This is a genomic window from Enterobacteriaceae endosymbiont of Plateumaris pusilla (genome assembly GCF_012562765.1).
Lineage (GTDB): Bacteria > Pseudomonadota > Gammaproteobacteria > Enterobacterales > Enterobacteriaceae.
Map to the genome: position 1 here is coordinate 346,799 of NZ_CP046226.1, position 24,885 is coordinate 371,683.

The window sequence follows — 24,885 nt, forward strand, 5'->3', positions numbered from 1 at the left end:
TAATTTTTACATATTTTTTTTTAAAATATTTTTAATAATATTACTAATATACCTTCCTCTTTCTAAGGAAAAATCAGGATAAAATATTAATTTTGGTATATTATGTAATAATATTCTTTTTTTTAAAATATATCTAATATATCCTGTAGTATTATTTAAATAATGAATTGTTTCTTTTAAATTATTACTTATTTCTTCTTTATATGGTAACATTATAAATATCTTTGCAAAAGATAAATCTTTTAAAATTAATAAATCAGTAACTGTTATAAACTTATTTATACGAGGATCAGAAATATTTTGTTGTAAAATATTTGATATTTGTCTTTTTAGTTCATTAGCAATTTTTAGCTGACGATATAAATAATCTACCATTATTTTATATACCTTTCTTTATTAAAATATTAATTAATAATAATTATTTTCTTTTAATTTCAATATTTTCAAATACTTCTATATTATCTCCTATACGTATATCATTATAATTTTTAATACTAATTCCACATTCCATACCATTACGTACCTCATTTACGTTATCTTTAAATCTTTTTAAAGATTCTAACATGCCTTCATAAATTATATTATTATTTCTTAATAAACGTATGGAATTATGACGTTTTATTATTCCTTTTAATACATTACATCCTGCAATTACTCCAATTTTTGTAATTTTAAAAACATTTCTTACTTCAGCTAATCCTAGTAATTTATATTTATATTCAGGAGATAAAATATTATTTATATATTTTTGTATATTATCAATTAAATTATAAATTATAGAAAAATATCTTACATCTATATTTTCTGCTTCAATTATATTACGTGCAACATTATCAGCTTTTACATTAAAACCAATAATCATAACATTATTTAATGTTGCTAATACTAAAGAAGTATCTGTTTCAGTAATAGATCCTACACCAGAACCAATAATTTTTATATTTATTTGATTATTAGATAAATTCATTAATATATCTTTAATAACTTTTATAGTTCCTTGTGAATTTGTTTTTAATAATATATTTAATTCATAAATTTTATTTTTATCTAATTCTAAAAAAACGTTTTTAAAAATTTTTTGTTGATTAGCTATTTTTATTTCACGTAATTTATTTTTTCGATATATAGCAACTTCTTTAGCTTTTTTTTCATTACGAACTACTATTATTGTATCTCCTGTATATGGTATACCTGATAAACCTAAAATTTCTATAGGAGTAGAAGGACCAGCTTGTAATACTTCTATACCTTTTTCATTACGTAATCCTCTTATACGTCCATATTCAAAACCACATAATACAATATTACCTTTTTTTAACATACCTTCTTTTACTAATATATTAGCTATAGGTCCTCTTCCTTTATCTAAATAAGATTCAATTACTATTCCCTTTGCCATACCTTTATTAATAGCTTTTAATTCTAAAATTTCTGCTTGTAGTAAAATAGCATTTAATAAGTCATTAATTCCTGTTCCTAATTTAGCAGAAATATTAACAAATATATTATTACCACCCCATGATTCAGAAATAATATTATAATTACTTAATTGATTTTTAATATTTTTAATATTTGATGTAGTTTTATCTATTTTATTAATAGCTATGATTATAGGTACTTGTGCTGCTTGAGCATGTTGAATAGCTTCGATAGTTTGAGGCATAACACCATCATCAGCTGATACTACTAAAATTACAATATCTGTAATTTGTATTCCTCTTAATCTCATTGATGTAAAAGCAGAATGTCCTGGAGTATCAATAAAAGTAATATTTTTATTATCTTTTAATTTTACTTGATAAGCTCCTATATTTTGTGTTATTCCTCCAATTTCATTAGAAGCTATTTGAGTTGAACGAATATAATCTAATAAAGAAGTTTTACCATGATCTACATGTCCCATAACTGTAACTATAGGAGATCTATAGACTGGTATTTCATTATTATTATCTCGATCATTAATTAAAGATATTTCTAAATCATTTTCATGATAAATAATAACTTTATGACCCATTTCTTCTGCTATTAATTGAGCAGTTTCTTGATCTAAAAATTGATTAATATTTAATATTTTTTCTCCCATATTTATCATAGTTTTTACAACCTGAGAACTTTTAACTGCCATTTTATTAGCTAATTCTGTTATACTAATATTTTTATTAATAAAAACATCACGGTTTATATGTTTAATAGGTTTATTAAAATTTTGATATAAAATATGAGTATTATTTTTAGTAATATTTTTAGTATTAGAAGAAATTTTATGATCTTCTTTATTTATTCTATTATTTTTATAATATTTTTTTTTACGAGTAACTTTATTATTTTTCATATGATAATTTAAATTTATATTTTTTTCATTTGAATTTTTTTTATTATAAAAATTTTTTATAAAAGAATTTTTTTTATTAATTATTTTAAATTTATTTTCTATTTTTTTATTTATTATATTATCTTTTTTATTTTTAATTCCTATATGGTTATTAATTTTATTTTTTTCCTGTATATTTAATTGTAGCTGTTTTTTTTCTAATAAAAAATTATTATTTTTATTAATAGGTTTAATTTCTTTTTTATTAATATTATTAGATAATATATTATGATTTTTTAATATTATTTTTTTTTTACGTATTTCAACTTTTACAGATTTATTTTGACCTTTATTATTTTGTATATTTAAAACACTATGTATTTTTTTTTGTAAAGTTAATTTTTTATTAAAATTATTTTGTATATTATCTAAGTATATAAAAAGTTTTTCTTTTTCTGTTTGATTTATTAAATCATTTTCTGATTTGATGATATTAATATCAGAAAATTTCTTAATTAAATTTTTTACTGACATTTGAATTTCAACAGCTAAAGATTTTATAGTTATAACAACATTATCTATCATGCTGTTTGTTTACTCCTCTATTTTAAAAAGTAATTTAGTTATACATTATTTTTTTTATTAAACCAACAAATATTACGAGCAAACATAATCATTTTTCCTGCTTGATCTTTTTTTAAACTATTTATATCTGATAAATCTTCAATACTTTGTTCTGCTAAATCTTCTATAGAAAAAATTCCTTTTAATTTTAGTAAAGTAGCTAATTTTTTATTCATTCCTTTAATATTTAATAAATTTTTATCTAATGATTTATTATTTTTTGTATTTTTAATTGAAGAAAAATTATATTTAGCAATTTCTTTTACTTTTTTTAAATAATCTATAGATAAATTATATTGTTTAGTTAATTTATATAATTCATTAATAGGTATATATATTAATTCTTCTATAGTTGTAAGACCTGATTTAGTTAATTTTATAGCTAAATTTTTATCAATATTTAAATTTTTTATAAACATATTAATAATAGCTTTTTTTTCTTCTTTATGTTTTATTTGTAATTCATTATTTGTCATAACATTTAATTCCCATCCACTTAATTGTGAAGCTAAACGGATATTTTGACCATTACGACCAATAGCTTTTGCTAAATTTTCCTCTTCTACAGCAATATCAATAAAATGATTATTTTCATCTATTACTATTGATGATACATCAGCTGGAGACATAGCATTAATAACAAATTGTGCTGGATTTTTATCCCATAAAACAATATCAATTTTTTCTCCATTTAATTCATTAGATATAGCCTGTACTCTAGCACCTCTCATTCCAACACATGCACCAACAGGATCTATACGCTTATCATATGTTGTAACTGCTATTTTTGCTCTATAACCAGGATCTCTTGCTGCAGCTTTAATTTCAATTAATCCTTCATTTATTTCTGGAACTTCAATTTTAAATAACTCAATTAACATTTTAATTTTTGATCTACTAATAAATAACTGAGGTCCATGTAATACTTCTTTTACAGAAAAAAGAAGACCTTTAATTCTATCTCCAGGTCTAAAATTTTCTCTAGGTAACATATCTTTACGTAAGATAGTAGCTTCTGCACCATTACCTAAATCTAAACTGAGATGAGTTTTATTTATTTTTTTTACAATTCCATTTAAAATTTTTCCTTCTTTTTGTCTAAATTGTTCAATAGTTATAGCTTTTTCTGCTTCTCTAACTTTATGTACAATAACTTGTTTAGCAATTTGTGTAGTTATACGATCAAAATTAATAGAAGTGATTTGATCATAAATATAATCACCTATATTTAATGAATTATCTTCAATACGTGCTGCATCTAGTGTAATTTCTTTAGTAGGATATTTAACTCTTTTTACAATTAACCATTTTCTAAAAGTTTGAAAACTTCCATTTTTACGATTAATAGTAACGTAAACTTCTATGTCTTGTTCATATTTTTTTTTTGTTGCACTTGATAATGCACTTTCCATAGCTTCAAATATTTTTTCACGAGGTAAAGATTTTTCATTAGAAACAGCTTCAATAACAGCTAATATTTCTTTATTCATCCTAGTTATCCTCAAACCTAAATTTTTATATAATAGGAACTAGATTAGCTTGGTTAAATATTATTTATATAAATAACATATACTATAATTAATATAAAAATTATTATTATAAATAATATTTATTTTTTATAAAATTTTACTTTAAAAATTATTTATTTTTAATTTAAACAACATATAAACATTTTTTATTACTCCTTTTATATAAAAATTATTATTATAAATAATAATTAATTAAATATAATTAATTTTAAATATAATTCAATAATTAAATTACTGAATTGTATTTAATTTTAAAAAAATTAATTAGAAATGAGATTAAAATTGATAGTAAATGGTTGCGGGGATTGGATTTGAACCAACGACCTTCGGGTTATGAGCCCGACGAGCTACCAATCTGCTCCACCCCGCGTCTACTCAATGAGTGATATGTTAAAATATAAAAAATATTATAAAATAAAAATAAACAATGTGGTACCGAAGACGGGATTTGAACCCGTAAACCCACTTGAAGGGTACTACCACCTCAAGGTAGCGTGTTTACCAATTTCACCACCTCGGTTTATTAAATTAAATCATTTTTTATAATTAATATAATTATCAGTTACAACATTTTTTCTATGATTATTTAAATTACTTAATATTAAACTAATCATAAAAAAAACTATAGCTAAAACAAAAATTAATTTTGTTATAATTTTATTAGGAGTATTAGTATTAAAAAAAGATCTTGAATTATTCATAGAAGAACCAATATCAACGGTATTATTATTTTGTAATATAATTAAACCAATTAAGATTATTGATACTATAACAAATAAAACTAAAAATAATTTATACATAATACTATAAAAAAATTTTCAATAAAATTATACATATAATATTATATCATTTATATGTAATTTACAACATATTTTAATAATTTTTATTATTTATAATTTTAATAATATAAATTAATTAACTAAATTAATTATTAAATTATTTTTTAATAATATTTAATAAAGTTATTTTTTTATCCAATTAGGTGTTCTAACTTCTTTTCTAGACATTAAATCATCTATTTGTAATAAATCTATAGTTTCATATTTAATTAAAGCATCTTTCATTGCGTGTAATATATCAATATTTTCTTTTAAAATTTTAAATGCTCGATTATAATTTTCTTGAATTAAATGTTTAATTTCTTCATCAATTATACGTGCAGTTTGATCTGACATATATTTTGTTTTTGCTACATTTCTTCCTAAAAAAATTTCTCCTTCTTCTTCTGCATATAATAAAGGACCTAATTTTTTAGAGAATCCCCATTGAGTTACCATATTTCTTGCTAAGTTAGTAGCAATTTTAATATCATTAGATGCTCCAGTAGATACATATTTTTCTCCATAAATTATTTCTTCTGCAATACGACCACCATAAAGTGTAGAAATTTTACTTTCTAATTTTTGACGATTTAAACTAATAATATCAATTTCTGGTAAAAAAAATGTAACTCCTAATGCTTGACCTCTTGGAATAATAGTAACCTTGTGTACTGGATCATGTCCAGGAACTAATCTACCAATTATAGCATGTCCTGCTTCATGATAAGCAGTAGATTCTTTTTGAGATTCTGTCATAACCATAGAACGTCTTTCAGAACCCATCATAATTTTATCTTTAGATTTTTCAAATTCAATCATTGATACAAATTCATGATTATTACGAGCAGCTAATAAAGCGGCTTCATTTACTAAATTAGCTAAATCAGCTCCAGAAAATCCAGGAGTACCACGTGCTAAAATTGTAAGATTAACATCTTTACCAAGTGGAACATTTCTTACATGTATATTTAATATTTGTTCTCTACCTCTAATATCTGGTAAACTTACTATTACCCTTCTATCAAATCTTCCTGGTCTTAAAAGAGCAGGATCTAATACATCAGGACGATTAGTTGCAGCAATAACAATAACACTTTCATTATAATTAAAACCATCCATTTCTACTAACATTTGATTAAGTGTTTGTTCTCTTTCATCATGGCCCCCTCCTAAACCAGCTCCTCTTTGACGTCCTACTGCATCTATTTCATCAATAAATATAATACATGGAGATAATTTTTTTGCTCTATCAAACATATCGCGAACTCTAGAAGCTCCTACTCCAACAAACATTTCAACAAAATCAGATCCAGAAATAGTAAAAAATGGTACTTTAGATTCTCCTGCTATTGCTTTTGCTAATAAAGTTTTTCCTGTCCCTGGTGGACCAACCATTAATACTCCTTTAGGTATTCTACCACCTAATTTTTGAAATTTTAATGGTTCTTTTAAATAATCTACAATTTCTTTAACTTCTTCTTTTGCTTCATCACATCCAGCTACATCATTAAATGTAATTTTTATTTGATCCTTTGTTAACATACGAGCTTTACTTTTACCAAACGATAATGCACCTTTTCCTCCTTGAATTTGACGCATAAAAAATAACCAAATACAAATAATTAAAAACATAGGAAACCATGATATAAATATAGATAATAATATATTAGGACTTATAGGAGGATTACCAAAAATTTGAATATTATTATCTAATAATATTTTAAGTAAATTAGGATCACTAATAGGAATATAAATTTTATATTTAGTATTATCTTTTTTATAAACATCAACCTGACGTTGATTAATATCAACTGATTTTATTTGTTGATGAATAATATCTGATAAAAAAGCTGAATATTCTATTTTTGATGTTTTATCATCTTGATTTGGATTTAAATTCTGGTAAACAGATATTAAAGTAATTGCAATTGCTAACCAGAGCATTAGATTTTTTGCTATACCGCTCAAAAGAGTAACTCCATTATCATTTTTAATATAAATACAATAACATATTATTTATTTTGATATCCTTTTGCTACAATATATATTTCACGTGAATTAGATCTTGAAGCATTAGGTTTTCTAATTTTTATTATTTTAAATAATGAATTAATTTTTTTTAAGTATTCATCTAATCCTATACCTTGAAATATTTTGATTAAAAAATTTCCATTAAAATCTAATGTAGAATAACATAATTTTAAAACTAATTCACTTAAATAAAAAAATTTAGGTATATCTATTTCTGATATACCAGAAATATTAGGTGATATATCAGACATTATTACTTGTGCTTTTAAATTATTTAATTTAATTTGAATTAAATCAAATATATTTTTATCAAATAAATTACCTTGTATATACTCTACATTGTTTATTTTTTTCATTGGTAATATATCACAAGCTATTATTTTTCCTTTTAATCCAATTTTTATAGATGCAAACTTAGACCAACCACCAGGAGAACATCCTAAATCTATAACTATCATGTTGGGTTTAAAAATTTTATCAAGTTTTTGTATTTCTTGTAATTTAAACCATGATCTTGATCTTAATTCACTATTCTTTTTTACTTTTTTAACATAAATATCTTTAAGATGTCTTTTTAACCAAGTATTTTTTTTTGTATTTTTTTTTGTATTTTTTTTATAAAACATTAATTATTATTATTAATAATATGAATAGATAAGATCAAATTTAAAATAATTTATTAAGAATAATTATGTCTAATTAATTTAATTATATTTAAAATAATTATAATAATCTATATTAAATTATAATTTTAAATAATATTTATTATTAATAAATTAATTTTAAATTATTATAAAAATATTTTACATAATTTATTTTATTTAAATTTAATATTTATAATTAGTATATGTAAATTTTTTATTAAAAAATTAAAAATATTTTAATATTAATTAATTTTATAATTGATTTTATTATAAAATAAATAAAAAAGCATTATTTATTTATATTTATTTTTTATTTAAATTTGCATTTAATAATTCAGTTAAATTTGCAGATGCAGATGCTGTTGCAGTAACATTATTTTTTCTTTTTTTAATACGACTTTTATGATAAGAATATCCGGTACCAGCTGGAATTAATCTACCCACAATAACATTTTCTTTTAAACCTCTTAATTCATCAAATTTTCCTGCAACAGAAGCTTCTGTTAATACTCTTGTAGTTTCTTGAAAAGAAGCTGCAGAAATAAAAGATGCTGTTGCTAAAGATGCTTTAGTAATACCTAATAAATCATGAGTATACAATACTATTTTTTTCCCTTTTTCTTTTAATTTTTTATTTATTATTTTTATTTGAGATACTTCAACTTGTTCTCCGTCTAAAAAATTAGAATCACCTCTATTTTTAATTGTTGCTTTACGTAACATTTGTCGGATTATAACTTCAATATGTTTATCATTTATTTTTACTCCTTGTAAACGATATACTTCTTGAACTTCATTAATTATGTAATTTGTTACTTCATTCACACCTTTCAAACGCAATATATCATGTGGAGATTCAGAACCATCAGAAATAATATCTCCTTTATTTACTAACTCTCCTTCAAATACATTTATTTGTCTCCATTTTGGTATCATTTCTTCATATGTATTTTCATTATTAATAGGATTAATTATTATCCGTCTTTTTCCTTTAGTTTCTTTACCAAAAGAAATTATACCACTAATTTCAGCTAAAATAGCTGATTCTTTTGGACGACGAGCTTCAAATAAATCTGCTACTCTAGGTAATCCTCCAGTTATATCTTTAGTACCTCCTGATTCTTGTGGTATTCTTGCTATAATATCTCCTGCATGAATTTTAATTCCATTTTCTAAATGAACTATAGTTTTACTAGGTAAAAAATAATGAGCAGGAATATCAGTTCCGGGAATTAGAATATCTTCATTTTTAAAATTTACAATTTTTAACATAGGTCTTAAATCTTTTCCTATTGAAGTTCTTTCAGATGTATCTAATACTACAATAGAAGATAAACCTGTTAATTCATCATTTTGACGAATAACAGTTTGACCATCTAACATATCAATAAATTTTACCTTTCCATTAACTTCACTAATTATAGGCATTGTATGTGGATCCCAATAAGCAATTATTTCTCCTGAATTAATGTTTTCTCCATTTTTTTTTGTTATAATTGCTCCATATGGTATTTTATATTTTTCTTTTATACGTCCAAATTTATCTATAATTTTTAATTTAACATTTCTTGAAGTAATAACTAATTTACCATCAGAATTAATAACTGATTTCATATTTGTTAGTTTTATAGTTCCCTTATCTTTTATTTGTATACTAGATTCAGATGCAACTCTAGAAGCTGCTCCACCTATATGAAATGTTCTCATAGTTAATTGTGTTCCAGGTTCTCCTATAGATTGTGCTGCAATTACTCCAATTGCCTCTCCTTTATTAATAATATGTCCTCTTGCTAAATCACGACCATAACAATTAGCACATACACCAAAATTAGTTTCACAACTTACTACAGATCTAACTATAATATTATCAATAGAATATTGATCCAATATATCACAATATTTTTCATTTAATAATGTATTTCTAGGAATTAAAACATCCTTTTTACCTGGTTTAAAGATATCTTTTGCAGTTACTCTTCCTAAAACTCTTTCTCTAAGAGATTCTTTTACATCTCCACCTTCAATTATAGGGGATATTTCAATACCATTTTTAGTTAAACAATCATTTTCTGTTATTACTAAATCTTGAGCAACATCAACTAATCTACGAGTTAAATAACCTGAATTTGCTGTTTTTAAAGCAGTATCTGCTAATCCTTTTCTTGCTCCATGAGTAGATATAAAATATTGTAATACATTTAATCCTTCTCTAAAATTAGCTGTTATTGGAGTTTCAATAATAGATCCGTCAGGTTTAGCCATTAATCCTCTCATACCAGCTAATTGTCTAATCTGAGCTGCTGAACCTCGGGCACCAGAATCTGCCATCATGAAAATATTATTAAAAGAAATTTGTTTTTCTATTATTCCTTTTTTATTTATTACATTTTCTGTAGATAAATTTTTCATCATTGCTTGTGCAACTTTTTCATTTGCTACTGACCAAATATCAATGACTTTATTATATCTTTCTCCTGAAGTAACTAATCCTGATTGAAATTGTTCTTGTATTTCAGAAACTTCAGATTCTGCTTCTAATATTATTGTAGATTTTTTTTTAGGAATAATAATATCATCGATACCTACAGAAGAACCTGATCTAGCTGCATAATAAAATCCAGTATACATGATTTTATCTGCAAAAATAACTGTAGGTTTTAATCCTAAAATTCTATAACATATATTTAACATTTTAGAAATTGATTTTTTACCTAAAGTTTTATTTATTATCTTATAAGGTAAACCTTTTGGTACATGCATCCAAAATATTGCTCTACCTATTGTAGTATTAACAATATTTTTATTTTTTATCCATTCATTATTTTTATTTTTATAATATTCAGTTATCCTTACTTTAACACGTGCATGTAAATCTCCTTGTCCTGTACGATATACTTTTTCTGCTTCTTTAGAATTAGATAATATCATATCTTCTCCTTTAGCATTAATCCTTTCTCTCGTCATATAATATAATCCTAAAACTACATCTTGCGACGGAACAATAATAGGTTCACCATTAGCTGGTGATAAAATATTATTAGTAGACATCATAAGAGCTCTAGCTTCTAATTGTGCTTCTAAAGTTAAAGGAATGTGTACGGCCATTTGATCTCCATCAAAATCAGCATTATAAGCCGCACATACAAGAGGATGTAGTTGTATTGCTTTTCCTTCAATTAATATTGGTTCAAAAGCTTGTATTCCTAATCTATGTAAAGTTGGTGCACGATTTAATAATATTGGATGTTCTCTTATAACTTCTTCTAAAACATCCCAAACTACAGATTCTTCTTTTTCAACCATTTTTTTTGCAGATTTAATTGTTGTTGCTAATCCTTGCATTTCTAATTTTCCATATATAAATGGTTTAAATAGTTCTAAAGCCATTTTTTTAGGCAAACCACATTGATTTAAATGTAAATAAGGTCCTACTGTAATAACAGATCTTCCTGAATAATCTACTCTTTTTCCTAATAAATTTTGTCTAAATCTTCCTTGTTTTCCTTTTATCATATCTGCTAATGATTTTAAAGGTCTCTTATTAGATCCTATTATTGCTCTTCCTCTTCTTCCATTATCTAAAAGAGCATCTACAGCTTCTTGTAACATACGTTTTTCATTTCTTACTATAATATCAGGTGCTGATAATTCTAATAAACGTTTTAATCTATTATTACGATTAATAACACGACGGTATAAATCATTTAAATCAGAAGTAGCAAATCTTCCTCCATCCAATGGAACTAAAGGTCTTAAATCAGGAGGTAAAACTGGTAATACATTCATTATCATCCATTCTGGTTTATTTCCCGAATGAATAAATGATTCAAGTAATTTGATACGTTTAGTAATTTTTTTTCTTTTAGTTTCAGAATTAGTATTATATAATTCATTACGTAAAAATTCACATTCTTCTTCTAAATTAATATTTTTTAACAAATATTCAATAGCTTCTGCTCCCATTTTTGCATTAAATTCATCTCCAAATTCTTCTAATGTATCTAAGTATTGTTCTTCTGTTAAAATTTGTCTTTTATTTAATTTTGTTATACCTTCTTCTACAACAACATAGGATTCAAAGTATAATACTCTTTCAATATCTTTTAATGGCATATTTAAAAGTAATCCTATTCTAGAAGGTAATGATTTTAAAAACCATATATGTGCAGTAGGAGATGCGAGTTCAATATGTCCCATTCTTTCACGTCTAACTTTAGTTTGTGTAACTTCTACACCACATTTTTCACATATTACACCACGATGTTTTAATCTTTTATATTTTCCACATAAACACTCATAATCTTTTACTGGCCCAAAAATACGAGCACAAAATAAACCATCTCTTTCTGGTTTAAAAGTACGATAATTAATTGTTTCTGGTTTTTTTACTTCTCCAAAAGACCAAGATCTAATCATATCAGAAGAAGCTAAAGAAATTTTTATTGCATCAAATTCTTCTATTATATTTGGTGATTTTAAAATCTTAAATAAATCTTTCACAAAAAAATTACCTCACTCATATTAGGAACTAATAAAATTATTTAAAATTAAATAATTAATTATAAATTTTATTCTTTATTTTCTAATTCAATATTTATTCCTAACGAACGTATTTCTTTAAGCAAAACATTAAATGATTCTGGCATTCCTGGTTCCATTTGGTGATTTCCATCAACAATATTTTTATACATTTTTGTTCTACCATTTACATCATCAGATTTAATTGTTAACATTTCTTGTAAAGTATATGCTGCTCCATATGCTTCTAAAGCCCATACTTCCATTTCTCCAAATCTTTGTCCTCCAAATTGAGCTTTACCTCCTAAAGGTTGTTGTGTAACTAAACTATATGATCCTGTAGATCTTGCATGCATTTTATCGTCTACTAAATGATTTAATTTTAACATATACATATAACCTACAGTTACAGGTCTTTCAAATTTTTCACCTATCAGACCATCATATAATGTAATTTGTCCTGAAGTTGGTAAATCAGAAAGTGTTAATAATTTTTTTATTTCACTTTCTTTAGCTCCATCAAATACTGGCGTTGCTATTGGCATTCCTTGTCTTAAATTATTTGCTAAAGATAATATTTCTTTGTCTGAAAAATTATTAAAATTTATATTTTGTCTAATATTATTACCTACATTATAAGCTTTTTGAATAAAACAACGTATTTCTTCAATATTTTTTTGTTGTTGTAATAATAAATTTATTTTATCACCAATTCCTTTTGCAGCCATACCTAAATGTGTTTCTAAAATTTGTCCTATATTCATTCTAGATGGTACACCTAATGGATTTAATACAATATCAACAGGATAACCATTATTATCATATGGCATATCTTCTACAGGACAAATTTTTGATATTACTCCTTTATTACCATGTCTTCCTGCCATTTTATCTCCTGGTTGTACTTGTCTTTTAACAGCTAAATTAACTTTAACTATTTTTAGTATACCAGGAGCTAAATCATCTCCTTGAGTTATTTTCTTTTTTTGTATATTAAGCATTTTATTAAATTTTATTTTTAATTCATCATATTGTTTTACAAGATTATTTAATCTTTTTCCTTTCTCTTTATTTTGAGAAGAAAATAATTTAATCCAATAATTAAAAGAATATTTTAATATATCTTCATTACAAATACCATTTTCTATTAAAAATAAATTTATACGTGTAGAAATATTTACTTCAAATATTTTTTGTTCAGCAAGTAAATCTTTTTTAATTTGTTTTAATTCCATTTCTTCAATTTCTAAAGTTCTTTTATCTTTTTTTACTCCATCTCTTGTAAAAATTTTTACATCAATAACAGTTCCTGAAACTCCATTAGGAACACGTAATGATGTATCTTTTACATCAGAAGCTTTTTCTCCAAAAATAGCACGTAATAATTTTTCTTCTGGTGATAATTGAGTTTCTCCTTTAGGAGTTACTTTACCAACTAAAATATCACCACTAGTTACTTCAGCACCAATATATACAATTCCCGATTCATCTAATTTAGATAAAGAGGATTCACTAACATTAGGAATATCTGAAGTAATTTCTTCAGACCCTAATTTAGTATCACGAGATATACATGATAATTCTTGTATATGTATTGTTGTAAATCTATCTTCTTGTACAATTTTTTCTGAAAGTAATATAGAATCTTCAAAATTATAACCATTCCATGGCATAAATGCTACTCTCATATTTTGACCTAATGCTAATTCACCTAAATCAGTTGATGGTCCATCTGCTAATACATCTCCTTTTTCTACTAATTCATTTAATTTAATACATGGTATTTGATTAATACATGTATTTTGATTAGATCTTGTATATTTAGTTAAATGATAAATATCAATTCCTTTTTTTTGTATATTTCTTTTATTATCATTAATTTTTACAATAATACGAGATGCATCTACATATTGTACAATTCCTGAATTTTTTGCAATAATAGTTACTCCTGAATCTACAGCTACTATTCTTTCCATTCCAGTACCAATCAAAGGTTTTTCTGATCTTAAAGTAGGTACAGCTTGTCTTTGCATATTAGCACCCATTAATGCTCTATTTGCATCATCATGTTCTAAAAAAGGAATTAAAGATGCTCCTACAGAAACTATTTGTTGATTTGAAACATCCATATAATTAATTTGTTCCTTTTTAAATAAACTAGATTCACCTTTATTTCTACATGTAACTAAATCATTTAAAATTAATCCATTTAATGGATTAATTTTTGTATTAGCTTGAGCAATAATAAAATTTCCTTCTTCTATAGAAGATAAATAATGAATAATATTAGTAACATAAGCATTATTAACACAACGATAAGGTGTTTCTAAAAAACCATATTCATTAGTTCTAGCATAAACTGATAATGAATTAATTAAACCTATATTAGGACCTTCTGGAGTTTCAATAGGACAGACTCTACCATAATGAGTAGGATGAACATCTCTAACTTCAAAACCTGCTCTTTCTCTTGTTAAACCTCCAGGTCCTAAAGCTGAAATACGTCTTTTATGTGTAATTTCTGATAGTGGATTATTTTGATCCATAAATTGAGATAATTGACTTGAACAAAAAAATTCTTTTATAGCAGCAGAAATAGGTTTAGCATTAATCATATCTTGAGGCATTACATTATTATTCTCATTTAATGATAATCGTTCTTTAACAGAACGTTCAACACGAATTAATCCTATACGAAATTGATTTTCTACCATTTCTCCAACAGATCTAATTCTTCTATTACCTAAGTGATCAATATCATCTATTTCTCCTTTTCCATTACGTATATCTATTAATTTTTTAATTACATCAACAATATCTTGTTTATTTAAAACTCCAGATCCAATAATATCTTTACGTAATAAAGAACGATTAAATTTCATCCTCCCTACTGAAGATAAATCATAACGTTCTATATTAAAGAATAATTTTTTAAATAATAATTCTGCTGATTCTTTAGTAGGAGGTTCACCAGGTCTCATCATCCTATATATTTCTACTAAAGCTTCTAATTTATCATTAGTAATATCTATTCTTAATGTTTCAGATATATATGGACCATGATCTAAATCATTAGTAAATATTGTATCAATTACATCATACTCATTATTTTCTAAAATACTATTGATGCTATCTAATTCTAAATAAGAATTAGCAGAAATTATAATTTCTCCTGTTTTTTTATTTATATAGTCTTTGGATACTACTTTTCCTATAAGATAATCTTTTGGTATATTTATGTATTTAATTTTATTTTTTTTTAAATTATTTATATGTTTTAAAGTAATACGTTTTCCTTTTTCTATATAAACTACATCATTAATTATAATATTAAATAATGCCGTTTCTCCTCTTAATCTATCAGGTATCAATTTCATTGATAATTTTTTATTTTTTATAATATAGATATTTTTTTCAAAAAAAATATCTAAAATTTGTTCTATGTCATAACCTAAAGCTTTTAATATTATTGTAACTGGTAGTTTTCTTCTTCTATCAATACGAATAAAAATATTATCTTTAGGATCAAATTCAAAATCTAACCATGATCCTCTATAAGGAATAATACGAGCATTATATAATATTTTTCCTGAAGTATGTGTTTTTCCTTTATCACTATCAAAAAATACTCCAGGACTACGATGTAATTGAGATACTACTACTCTTTCAATACCATTAATTATAAAAGTACCATTTTTTGTCATTAATGGGATTTCTCCCATATATACTTCTTGTTCCTTTATAATTTTTTTGTTTGTATCTGACAATTCTTTATTATAAATAATTAACTGTAATGTTACACGCAAAGGTGCAGAATAAGTCATACCTCTTATTTTACATTCTTTAACATTAAAAATAGTTTTACCTAAACGATAATTTATATAATGTAATTCACAATCACCACTATAACTATTTATTGGAAAAATAGATTTAAAAGCAGCTTCTAATCCATATTTTCCCGTAAGATCTTGTTTTATGAAATTTTTAAATGAATCAAGTTGAATAGAAAGTAAATATGGAATACCTAAAACCTGAGATTGTTTACCAAAATCTTTACGAATACGTTTTTTTTCAGTTTGAGAATAAACCATATGGTTCCTCAGTTATCTGATAAATTGAGTAAATTTATTTACTATTTTATACTAATAAATAGTGTATATAGCATTTTAAATTTTATATTATTAATAATATAATATATATTATAAAATATTTAAAAAATTTATTAATTTTTTATTAAAATTATTTAATTTCTATTTCAGCTCCAGATGTTTTTAATATTTTTTCTAAAGCTAAAGCTTCTTCTTTACTAATAGCTTCTTTAAGTAGAACAGGAGCTGATTCTACTAAATCTTTGGATTCTTTTAATCCTAAATTCATAGAATTTCTTACTGCTTTTATTACTGCTATCTTGTTTTTACCTATATTTTTTAAATATAAATTAAATTCAGTTTGTTCTTCTACTTCTTCTGTAATTTTATCATTAATTTTATTTGTCATAACAGCAGTAGATGATACTCCAAATTTTTTTTCCATATCACTTATTAAATCCATTATATCCATAATAGACATAGTACTAACAGCTTCTATTATTTGTTTTTTAGTTATAGACATAAAAAATTCCTAAAAGTAAAAAATAATACAGTATTTTTTAATAAAAATTATTTGTTATAAATTATTTTTTTTTATATTTTTAATAATTGCTAATATTTTGATAAATTTTACTATAGCAGCTTCTTTAATTATAGCTAACATAAGAGATAAAGCTTCTTTATACGTAGGTAATGTAGCTAATTTATCGATATCTTTAGCATCAATTAATTTACCATTATAAGAAGCAACTTTAATTTTAAAGTTAGTATTATTTTTAGAAAATTCTTTAAATAAACGTGCTGCTGCTCCAGGATGTTTAAGTGAATATCCAATTAATATTGGTCCATTTAATTGATTTTGTAAACATTCAAAATTACTATTTTTTATAATTAATTTTAATAATTTATTTCTAACAACTCCTATAAAAATATGATTTTCACGACTGTTTTTTCTTAATTGAGTAATATTATTAACACTTATACCACAAGCATCAGCAATAACGACAGATAAAGCTTTTTGATTTATTTTACTTAATTTTGCAACAATCATTTTTTTTTCTTTAATATTTAATGGCATTAGATTATTGCACTCCTGAGTTTTTAATATAAAAGAATTAAATTATTAGAATTGATATTTTAAATATAAAATAATTGTATAAAAAAAGTTTATAATATATTTAATTAAAAACAGTTATTTTAATATAAAAAAAACCATTCGTAAAGTAAAAAAATTAAATATTTATTAAAGACGTTGTTATATCAATAGATATTCCCATTGTTGATGAAATATATATTTTTTTGATAAAATTTCCTTTTACTTGTGCTGGTTTATATTTTTTTAGAACATTTATTATATATTCTATATTTTCTTTTATTTTATAATTATCAAAATTAATTTTTCCTACATTAGTATGAATAATACCATTTTTATCATTACGAAAAGTAATTTGTCCGTTTTTAATTTTTGTTATGGTTTCTTTTATATTTTTAGTAATAGTTCCTAATTTAGGATTAGGCATTATCCCACGTGGACCTAAAATAGGAGCTAATTTTCTAACTAAATCCATTGCTTCGGGAATAGTTATTACTACATTAATTTTTTTTTCACCATTTTTAATTTTTATTGCTAAATCTTCCATACCAACTAAATCTGCACCTGCTTCTTTAGCTTCTATTGCTTTAATTCCATAAGCAAATACAGCAATTTTTATATTTTTTCCTGTTCCATGAGGTAAAATAATATTATTTCTAATGTTTTGTTCTGATTTTCTTGAATCTATTCCTAATTGAACTGCAATATCAATACTTTCAATAAAATGAACTGTACTAAGTTTTTTTAATTTATTAATAGCTTCATCAATAGAAAATTTTTTATTTTGATTAATTTTACTATACATATTAGTCATACGTTTTGTTTGTTTAACCATTATATTTTAATCCTCTATCACTAAACCCATAGAAAGAGCTGTTCCTTCTATAGAAAGCATCATTGCTTCAATATTTATTCCTGTCATATCTACAGATTTTAATTTTGCTATCTGACGAATTTGATCATGAGTTATTTTACCTATTTTTTCTAATTTTGGTTTACTAGAACCAGATTTAATTCCTATCGCTTTTTTTATTAAAAATGATGCAGGAGGTGTTTTAGTAATAAATGAAAAAGAACGATCTGAATAAATAGTAATTATAACAGGAATAGGCATACCTTTTTCTAAATTACTAGTTTGAACGTTAAATTTTTTACAAAAATCCATTATATTAACTCCATGTTGTCCTAATGCAGGTCCAATAGGTGGACTAGGATTAGCAATACCTGCTGAAACTTGTAATTTAACATAAGTTTTAATTTTTTTTGCCATAATTTTTCCTTTTAATTAATAATTTAATTAAAAAATAGAAAATTAATATAAATAAATTATCCTTTTTCTACTTGATTAAAATCTAGATCAACAGGTGTTGCTCTACCAAAAATTGATACTGATACTTTCAAACGACTTTTTTCGTAATCAACTTCTTCAACAACACCATTAAAATCAGAAAAAGGACCATCATTTACACGAATCATTTCCCCAGCTTCAAATAATATTTTTGGTCTTGGTTTATCTCCAATTTGTTGAAGACGACTTTTTATTATATCTATTTCTTTATTACTAATAGGTGATGGATTATCAGAAGTACCTCCTACAAAACCTAATACTCTAGGAACACTACGAACTAAATGCCAACTAATATCTTTCATAATCATATTAATTAAAATATAACCAGGAAAAAATTTACGTTCACTTTTATAACGTTGTCCACTACGAATTTCTACGACTTCTTCAGTAGGTATTAAAATTTCTCCAAAAAGATCATCCATATTATTAATATTAATATGTTCTTTTAGAGATTTTGCTACACGATTTTCAAATCCAGATCGAGCTTGAATTACATACCATCTTTTTTTTATAGATTTTGTCATTTATAATCTCATATTAGTTAAAAAAGATATTAAATAAATTAAAATGTTATCAAGTCCCCAAATAATTATTGATATAATTAAAGTAATTATTATAACAATTGAAGTTATGTGTAAAGTTTCCTTATAAGTTGGCCAAATTACTTTGCGTGTTTCTATACGTGATTCACGAATAAATAAAAATATTTTTTTTCCTTTATCAGTAGATAATATAATAAAAATTATTAAAATTAATATAGGGCAAATAATTATTATTCTAATAGGAAATTCTACATTTTGATATAAATAATCATATACTATAATTGAAATAAATAAAAATAGACTAATAGTCCATTTTAAAAAATTTAAAATGTGTTTACTCCCTTTAAATCTTAAATTATTAATCATATTTTAACCAATAAAAAATAAATTTAGTTCAATAACATATTTAAAATTATATTTTATAAAAAATTATTTATAATTAGATAATTTTTGTTATTTTAAATTATTAAAAAAAGAATCAAAGGGATTAGTATTTTAATACCCTATCATCTTCTTTTATTTTTATTATTATTTTAATATTTTAGTAACAACTCCTGCACCAACAGTTCTTCCTCCTTCACGAATAGCAAATCTTAAACCATCAGTCATAGCAATAGGATTTATTAAAGTGACAGTCATTTTAATATTATCACCTGGCATTACCATCTCAATTTCTTCTGATAATTCTATAGTTCCAGTTACATCAGTAGTTCTAAAATAAAACTGAGGACGATAACCTTTAAAAAAAGCAGTATGTCTTCCACCTTCATCTTTGGATAAAACATATACTTCTGATTCAAATTGAGTATGAGGTTTTATAGATCCTGGTTTAGCTAAAACTTGACCTCTTTCAATTTCTTCTCTTTTAATTCCTCTTAGTAAAATTCCTACATTTTCTCCAGCACGACCTTCATCTAATAATTTACGAAACATTTCAACTCCTGTACAAGTAGATTTTACGGTATCTCTAATACCAACAATTTCTACTTCTTCTCCTACTTTAATTATTCCTCTTTCTACCCTTCCAGTTACAACTGTACCTCTTCCAGAAATAGAAAAAACATCTTCAATTGGTAATAAAAAAGGTTGTTCAATAGCTCTTTTAGGTTCAGGTATATAATTATCTAAACAATTTGATAATTCAATAATTTTCTTTTCCCAAATTATATCTCCTTCTAATGCTTTAAGAGCAGAACCATGAATTATTGGAGTTTTTTCTCCTGGAAAATCATATTGAGTTAATAAATCACGTATTTCCATTTCTACTAATTCTAGTAATTCTTCATCATCAACTAAGTCACATTTATTAAGAAAAACAACAATATAAGGTACTCCTACTTGTCTTGCTAATAAAATATGTTCTCTTGTTTGAGGCATAGGACCATCTGTAGCTGCAACTACTAATATAGCTCCATCCATCTGAGCTGCTCCAGTAATCATATTTTTTACATAATCTGCATGTCCAGGACAGTCAACATGTGCATAATGACGATATTTTGTATCATATTCTACATGAGAAGTATTAATAGTAATACCTCTTTCTTTTTCTTCTGGAGCATTATCTATTTGATCGAAAGCTTTAGCTGAACCACCATATTTTTTAGATAACACAGTTGTAATAGCTGCTGTTAAAGTTGTTTTACCATGATCAACATGTCCTATAGTACCTACATTAATATGTGGTTTAGAACGTTTAAATTTTTCTTTAGACATAGAATAATTCCTTCTATATTATTTTTTTATGAAATAAAAAATAAAAATTATTTAATTACTTAGCTATTATTAGTTACACCTAGAATCAATAATAATTTGTGAAATATTATTAGGTGCTTCTGTATATTTTAAAAATTCCATAGAATAAGATGATCTTCCTTGAGTATAAGAACGTAAATCAGTAGCATAACCAAACATTTCAGATAATGGTACACAAGCACGTATTAATTTACCAGTTGGAATATTATCTATTCCTTCTATAATTCCTCTTCTACGATTTAAGTCTCCTATTACATCTCCCATATATTCTTCAGGAGTTTCTACTTCTACTTTCATAATAGGTTCTAATAATACTGGATTAGCTTTTTTAAATGCATTTTTAAATGCAATTGAAGCAGCTAATTTAAATGCTAATTCTGAGGAATCTACATCATGATATGATCCATAATGCAATCTAACTGCTATATTTACAACTGGATATCCAGCCATTGGTCCTGATTTTAATTGTTCTTGAATACTTTTATCTATAGAAGAAATATATTCACTAGGTATTACACCACCTTTTATATCGTTAGTAAATAAGTATCCTATGTTATTTTTTTTATCAATTTTTATTGGAGATATATCTATAACAACATGACCATATTGTCCTCTTCCACCAGTTTGTTTAATATGCTTACCTTCTATGTTTAATGCATCTTTTTTTATAGTTTCACGATAAGATACTTGAGGTTTACCAACATTAGCAGATACATTAAATTCTCTTTTCATCCTATCAACTATAATTTCTAAATGAAGTTCACCCATACCAGCAATTATAGTTTGATTACTTTCTTCGTCAGTCCAAGTACGTAATGATGGATCTTCCTTTGTTAATCTATTTAATGCTAATCCCATTTTTTCTTGATCAACTTTAGTTTTAGGTTCTATTGCAATAGAAATTACAGGTTCTGGAAATTCCATTTTTTCAAGAATAATACTTTTTTCAGGTGAACATAATGTATCTCCTGTAGTAACATCTTTTAAACCAATTGCAGCAGCAATATCGCCAGCATGAACTTTTTTAATTTCTTCACGTTTATTAGCGTGCATTTGTACAATTCTTCCAATTCGTTCTTTTTGCATTTTAATAGAATTAAAAATTAAATCACCACTACTTACTGTACCAGAATATACTCTAAAAAATGTTAAGTTACCAACAAATGGATCATTTGCTATTTTAAAAGCTAATGCAGAAAAAGGTTCATCATCATTTGATTGACGAATAGATAATATTTTTTGTTTATTATCTATAATTCCTTCTATAGGAGGTATATCAGTTGGTGCTGGTAAAAATTCAATTACTGCATCTAACATTGCTTGTACTCCTTTATTTTTAAAAGCAGAGCCACAAGTTATTAAAGTAATTTCATTATTTAATACTCTTTTTCTTAAAGATAATTTTATTTCTTCTTCAGTAAGATTTATTCCATTTAAATATTTATCCATTAATTTTTCATCTGATTCTACAGCTGATTCAATTAATTTTTGATTCCAAAATTTTGATTCTTTTATCATATTTATAGGTATATTATCATAATTAAAAGTTATACCTTGATCTTGATCATTCCAACTTATTGCTTTCATTTTAATTAAATCTATAACACCAATAAATTTATCTTCTGATCCAATAGGTAATTGTATTGGAACAGCTTCTGTAAATAAATTTTTTTGAATTTGGTTAACAACTTTTAAAAAATTGGCACCCATTCGATCCATTTTATTTATAAATGCTATTCTTGGAACTTTATATTTATTTGCTTGTCTCCATACTGTTTCTGATTGTGGTTGAACACCTCCAACAGCGCAATAAATCATTACTACTCCATCTAAAATTCTCATAGATCTTTCTACTTCAATTGTAAAATCAACATGTCCAGGTGTATCAATAATATTAATTCTATGTGATTTATATTGGTTAGCCATTCCTGACCAGAAAGCTGTAGTAGCCGCAGATGTAATAGTAATTCCTCTTTCTTGTTCTTGTTCCATCCAATCCATAGTAGCGGCACCATCATGTACTTCACCTATTTTATGATTAACTCCAGTATAAAAAAGAATCCTTTCAGTAGTAGTAGTTTTACCTGCATCAATATGTGCACTAATACCAATATTACGGTAACGTGATATAGGAGTTATACGACTCATTTGATTCCTCTATTATATAAATATTGAAAATTTAAATATATTATTAAATTCATTAATAATAATGAATATTACATAATATTGATATATTTATTAGCTACAACATATTTTATTGATGAATTTATTATTTCAATAATTTAATACTTATATATTAAGTAATATATTGAGATTTATTACCAACGATAATGAGCAAAAGCTTTATTAGCTTCAGCCATACGATGTACTTCTTCTTTTTTTTTGACTGCATTACCTTTATTTTCTATAGCATCAGATATCTCATGAGCTAATCTTAATGACATGGATTTATCATTTCTTTTTCTTGCAGCATCTACTAACCAACGCATTGCTAATGTGTTTCTTCGTGTAGGTCTAACTTCTACTGGAACTTGATAAGTTGATCCTCCTACTCGACGAGATTTTACTTCTACCATAGGTTTTACATTTTCTAATGCATCTAAAAAAGTATCTAATTCATTTTTACCAACATTTTTAGCTATTGATTTTAAAGCTGAATAAACAATAGATTCTGCTATAGATTTTTTTCCATTAACCATTAATATATTAATAAATTTAGCAAGTAAATTTGATTCAAATTTAGGATCTGGTAATATTTTACGTTGACTAATTATACGTCTACGAGACATAATATAATACTCCATATTAATATTATTTAGATTTTTTTACACCATATTTAGAGCGTCCTTTTTTTCTTTCTTTTACACCGGAACAATCCAATGCTCCTCTAATTGTATGATATCTAACACCTGGTAAATCTTTTACTCTACCTCCTCTAATTAATACTACAGAATGTTCTTGTAAATTATGTCCTTCTCCTGGTATATAAGAAGTAACTTCAAATCCATTAGTTAAACGAACTCTACAAACTTTTCTTAATGCTGAATTTGGTTTTTTAGGTGTTGTTGTGTATACTTTAATACAAACACCTCTTTTTTGAGGGCATGAACTTAAAGCAGGAACATTACCTTTAATAATTTTACGAATTCGTTGTTTTCGAACCAATTGATTTACTGTTGCCATTATTTTACTTCCTAAATAAAATTATTATAGTTTAAATAATTTTTATATAAATTATATTTATATAATTACATCAAAAATTATAATTACCAAAATATTTGTTGTTTATTTTTTATTGTTAAAGATACAAAATCTTTATATTCTATTTGTATTATTTTCTTAGATATTATATTTAATAATCCTCTTGACTCTATATCATTTTTTATACCAAAAATATGAAATGGAATCTTATTTTTAACTTTTATTATTTTTTTCATTGAAAAACTATTTTTTAAACCAGCTAAAACACCATCCTGAATTAAAATTAAATCATCATTTTCACTTATATACTTTAAAAGTAAAGAAAAATTACAAGATGATGGTGAATTAAATAAAGTATATAACATAAATTTAATTTTTATAAA

The 24,885-nt window shown here is 24.4% G+C and carries 17 protein-coding genes, 2 tRNA genes and 2 pseudogenes; all 21 read right to left on the reverse strand.

The features are described from left to right. Positions 1 to 6: 6 nt before the first annotated feature. Positions 7 to 375, reverse strand: coding sequence for a 30S ribosome-binding factor RbfA (gene rbfA, locus GJT83_RS01665; protein ID WP_168892716.1), 369 nt, complete (start codon positions 373 to 375; stop codon positions 7 to 9). Positions 376 to 418: 43 nt separating this feature from the next. Next, positions 419 to 2,866 (reverse strand): annotated as a pseudogene (infB, locus tag GJT83_RS01670) (translation initiation factor IF-2); the annotation flags it as partial. A gap of 68 nt (positions 2,867 to 2,934) precedes the next feature. Continuing rightward, positions 2,935 to 4,425, reverse strand: coding sequence for a transcription termination factor NusA (nusA, locus tag GJT83_RS01675; protein WP_168892718.1), 1,491 nt, complete (start codon positions 4,423 to 4,425; stop codon positions 2,935 to 2,937). A 332-nt stretch (positions 4,426 to 4,757) separates the two neighbouring features. Continuing rightward, positions 4,758 to 4,834: transfer RNA gene (locus GJT83_RS01680), tRNA-Met, on the reverse strand. A gap of 60 nt (positions 4,835 to 4,894) precedes the next feature. Beyond that, positions 4,895 to 4,984: transfer RNA gene (locus tag GJT83_RS01685), tRNA-Leu, on the reverse strand. A 13-nt stretch (positions 4,985 to 4,997) separates the two neighbouring features. Next, a complete protein-coding gene (gene secG, locus GJT83_RS01690; RefSeq protein WP_168892719.1) occupies positions 4,998 to 5,264 on the reverse strand; it encodes a preprotein translocase subunit SecG in 267 nt (88 codons plus the stop codon). A 180-nt stretch (positions 5,265 to 5,444) separates the two neighbouring features. Continuing rightward, positions 5,445 to 7,253 (reverse strand): annotated as a pseudogene (gene ftsH, locus GJT83_RS01695) (ATP-dependent zinc metalloprotease FtsH); the annotation flags it as partial. 44 nt (positions 7,254 to 7,297) lie between these two features. Then, complete coding sequence (locus tag GJT83_RS01700) at positions 7,298 to 7,942, reverse strand: RlmE family RNA methyltransferase (protein ID WP_168892720.1); 645 nt, start codon at positions 7,940 to 7,942, stop codon at positions 7,298 to 7,300. Positions 7,943 to 8,263: 321 nt separating this feature from the next. Next, complete coding sequence (rpoC, locus tag GJT83_RS01705) at positions 8,264 to 12,460, reverse strand: DNA-directed RNA polymerase subunit beta' (RefSeq protein WP_168892721.1); 4,197 nt, start codon at positions 12,458 to 12,460, stop codon at positions 8,264 to 8,266. Between the two features lie 68 nt (positions 12,461 to 12,528). Further along, complete coding sequence (rpoB, locus tag GJT83_RS01710; protein ID WP_168892722.1) at positions 12,529 to 16,569, reverse strand: DNA-directed RNA polymerase subunit beta; 4,041 nt, start codon at positions 16,567 to 16,569, stop codon at positions 12,529 to 12,531. 148 nt (positions 16,570 to 16,717) lie between these two features. Then, positions 16,718 to 17,089 (reverse strand): 50S ribosomal protein L7/L12, encoded by a 372-nt coding sequence (rplL, locus tag GJT83_RS01715; protein ID WP_168892723.1) that lies wholly within the window; start codon positions 17,087 to 17,089, stop codon positions 16,718 to 16,720. Between the two features lie 54 nt (positions 17,090 to 17,143). After that, entirely contained in the window at positions 17,144 to 17,644 is a 501-nt protein-coding gene (rplJ, locus tag GJT83_RS01720) for a 50S ribosomal protein L10 (protein WP_168892724.1), read from the reverse strand. 154 nt (positions 17,645 to 17,798) lie between these two features. After that, positions 17,799 to 18,494: a 50S ribosomal protein L1 gene (gene rplA, locus GJT83_RS01725; protein WP_168892725.1), complete on the reverse strand. Its 696-nt coding sequence runs from the start codon at positions 18,492 to 18,494 to the stop codon at positions 17,799 to 17,801. Positions 18,495 to 18,500: 6 nt separating this feature from the next. After that, entirely contained in the window at positions 18,501 to 18,929 is a 429-nt protein-coding gene (gene rplK, locus GJT83_RS01730) for a 50S ribosomal protein L11 (RefSeq protein ID WP_168892726.1), read from the reverse strand. 56 nt (positions 18,930 to 18,985) lie between these two features. Further along, positions 18,986 to 19,531 carry a transcription termination/antitermination protein NusG gene (gene nusG / locus GJT83_RS01735; RefSeq protein ID WP_168892727.1) on the reverse strand — a complete coding sequence of 182 codons (546 nt, stop codon included), beginning with the start codon at positions 19,529 to 19,531 and terminating at the stop codon, positions 18,986 to 18,988. Continuing rightward, on the reverse strand, positions 19,532 to 19,915 hold the full coding sequence (secE, locus tag GJT83_RS01740; protein WP_168892728.1) for a preprotein translocase subunit SecE: 384 nt from the start codon (positions 19,913 to 19,915) through the stop codon (positions 19,532 to 19,534). A 162-nt stretch (positions 19,916 to 20,077) separates the two neighbouring features. Continuing rightward, positions 20,078 to 21,262 (reverse strand): elongation factor Tu, encoded by a 1,185-nt coding sequence (tuf, locus tag GJT83_RS01745; RefSeq protein WP_168892729.1) that lies wholly within the window; start codon positions 21,260 to 21,262, stop codon positions 20,078 to 20,080. Positions 21,263 to 21,331: 69 nt separating this feature from the next. After that, positions 21,332 to 23,449 carry an elongation factor G gene (gene fusA / locus GJT83_RS01750; RefSeq protein ID WP_168892730.1) on the reverse strand — a complete coding sequence of 706 codons (2,118 nt, stop codon included), beginning with the start codon at positions 23,447 to 23,449 and terminating at the stop codon, positions 21,332 to 21,334. Positions 23,450 to 23,619: 170 nt separating this feature from the next. Further along, complete coding sequence (rpsG, locus tag GJT83_RS01755; protein WP_168892870.1) at positions 23,620 to 24,090, reverse strand: 30S ribosomal protein S7; 471 nt, start codon at positions 24,088 to 24,090, stop codon at positions 23,620 to 23,622. Between the two features lie 22 nt (positions 24,091 to 24,112). Then, entirely contained in the window at positions 24,113 to 24,484 is a 372-nt protein-coding gene (gene rpsL, locus GJT83_RS01760; RefSeq protein WP_168892731.1) for a 30S ribosomal protein S12, read from the reverse strand. A gap of 83 nt (positions 24,485 to 24,567) precedes the next feature. Next, positions 24,568 to 24,867, reverse strand: a complete 300-nt coding sequence (gene tusB, locus GJT83_RS01765) for a sulfurtransferase complex subunit TusB (RefSeq protein ID WP_168892732.1) — start codon at positions 24,865 to 24,867, stop codon at positions 24,568 to 24,570. Between the last annotated feature and the right edge of the window lie 18 nt (positions 24,868 to 24,885).

Excerpts from the sequence above, each read along its gene's own strand:
- rbfA (WP_168892716.1), bottom strand. The coding sequence starts at position 375 with ATGGTAGATTATTTATATCGTCAGCTAAAAATTGCTAATGAACTAAAA.
- nusA (WP_168892718.1), bottom strand. The coding sequence starts at position 4,425 with ATGAATAAAGAAATATTAGCTGTTATTGAAGCTGTTTCTAATGAAAAA.
- secG (WP_168892719.1), bottom strand. The coding sequence starts at position 5,264 with ATGTATAAATTATTTTTAGTTTTATTTGTTATAGTATCAATAATCTTA.
- GJT83_RS01700 (WP_168892720.1), bottom strand. The coding sequence starts at position 7,942 with ATGTTTTATAAAAAAAATACAAAAAAAAATACAAAAAAAAATACTTGG.
- rpoB (WP_168892722.1), bottom strand. The coding sequence starts at position 16,569 with ATGGTTTATTCTCAAACTGAAAAAAAACGTATTCGTAAAGATTTTGGT.
- rplL (WP_168892723.1), bottom strand. The coding sequence starts at position 17,089 with ATGTCTATAACTAAAAAACAAATAATAGAAGCTGTTAGTACTATGTCT.
- rplJ (WP_168892724.1), bottom strand. The coding sequence starts at position 17,644 with ATGCCATTAAATATTAAAGAAAAAAAAATGATTGTTGCAAAATTAAGT.
- rplA (WP_168892725.1), bottom strand. The coding sequence starts at position 18,494 with ATGGTTAAACAAACAAAACGTATGACTAATATGTATAGTAAAATTAAT.
- rplK (WP_168892726.1), bottom strand. The coding sequence starts at position 18,929 with ATGGCAAAAAAAATTAAAACTTATGTTAAATTACAAGTTTCAGCAGGT.
- nusG (WP_168892727.1), bottom strand. The coding sequence starts at position 19,531 with ATGACAAAATCTATAAAAAAAAGATGGTATGTAATTCAAGCTCGATCT.
- secE (WP_168892728.1), bottom strand. The coding sequence starts at position 19,915 with ATGATTAATAATTTAAGATTTAAAGGGAGTAAACACATTTTAAATTTT.
- tuf (WP_168892729.1), bottom strand. The coding sequence starts at position 21,262 with ATGTCTAAAGAAAAATTTAAACGTTCTAAACCACATATTAATGTAGGT.
- fusA (WP_168892730.1), bottom strand. The coding sequence starts at position 23,449 with ATGAGTCGTATAACTCCTATATCACGTTACCGTAATATTGGTATTAGT.
- rpsG (WP_168892870.1), bottom strand. The coding sequence starts at position 24,090 with ATGTCTCGTAGACGTATAATTAGTCAACGTAAAATATTACCAGATCCT.
- rpsL (WP_168892731.1), bottom strand. The coding sequence starts at position 24,484 with ATGGCAACAGTAAATCAATTGGTTCGAAAACAACGAATTCGTAAAATT.
- tusB (WP_168892732.1), bottom strand. The coding sequence starts at position 24,867 with ATGTTATATACTTTATTTAATTCACCATCATCTTGTAATTTTTCTTTA.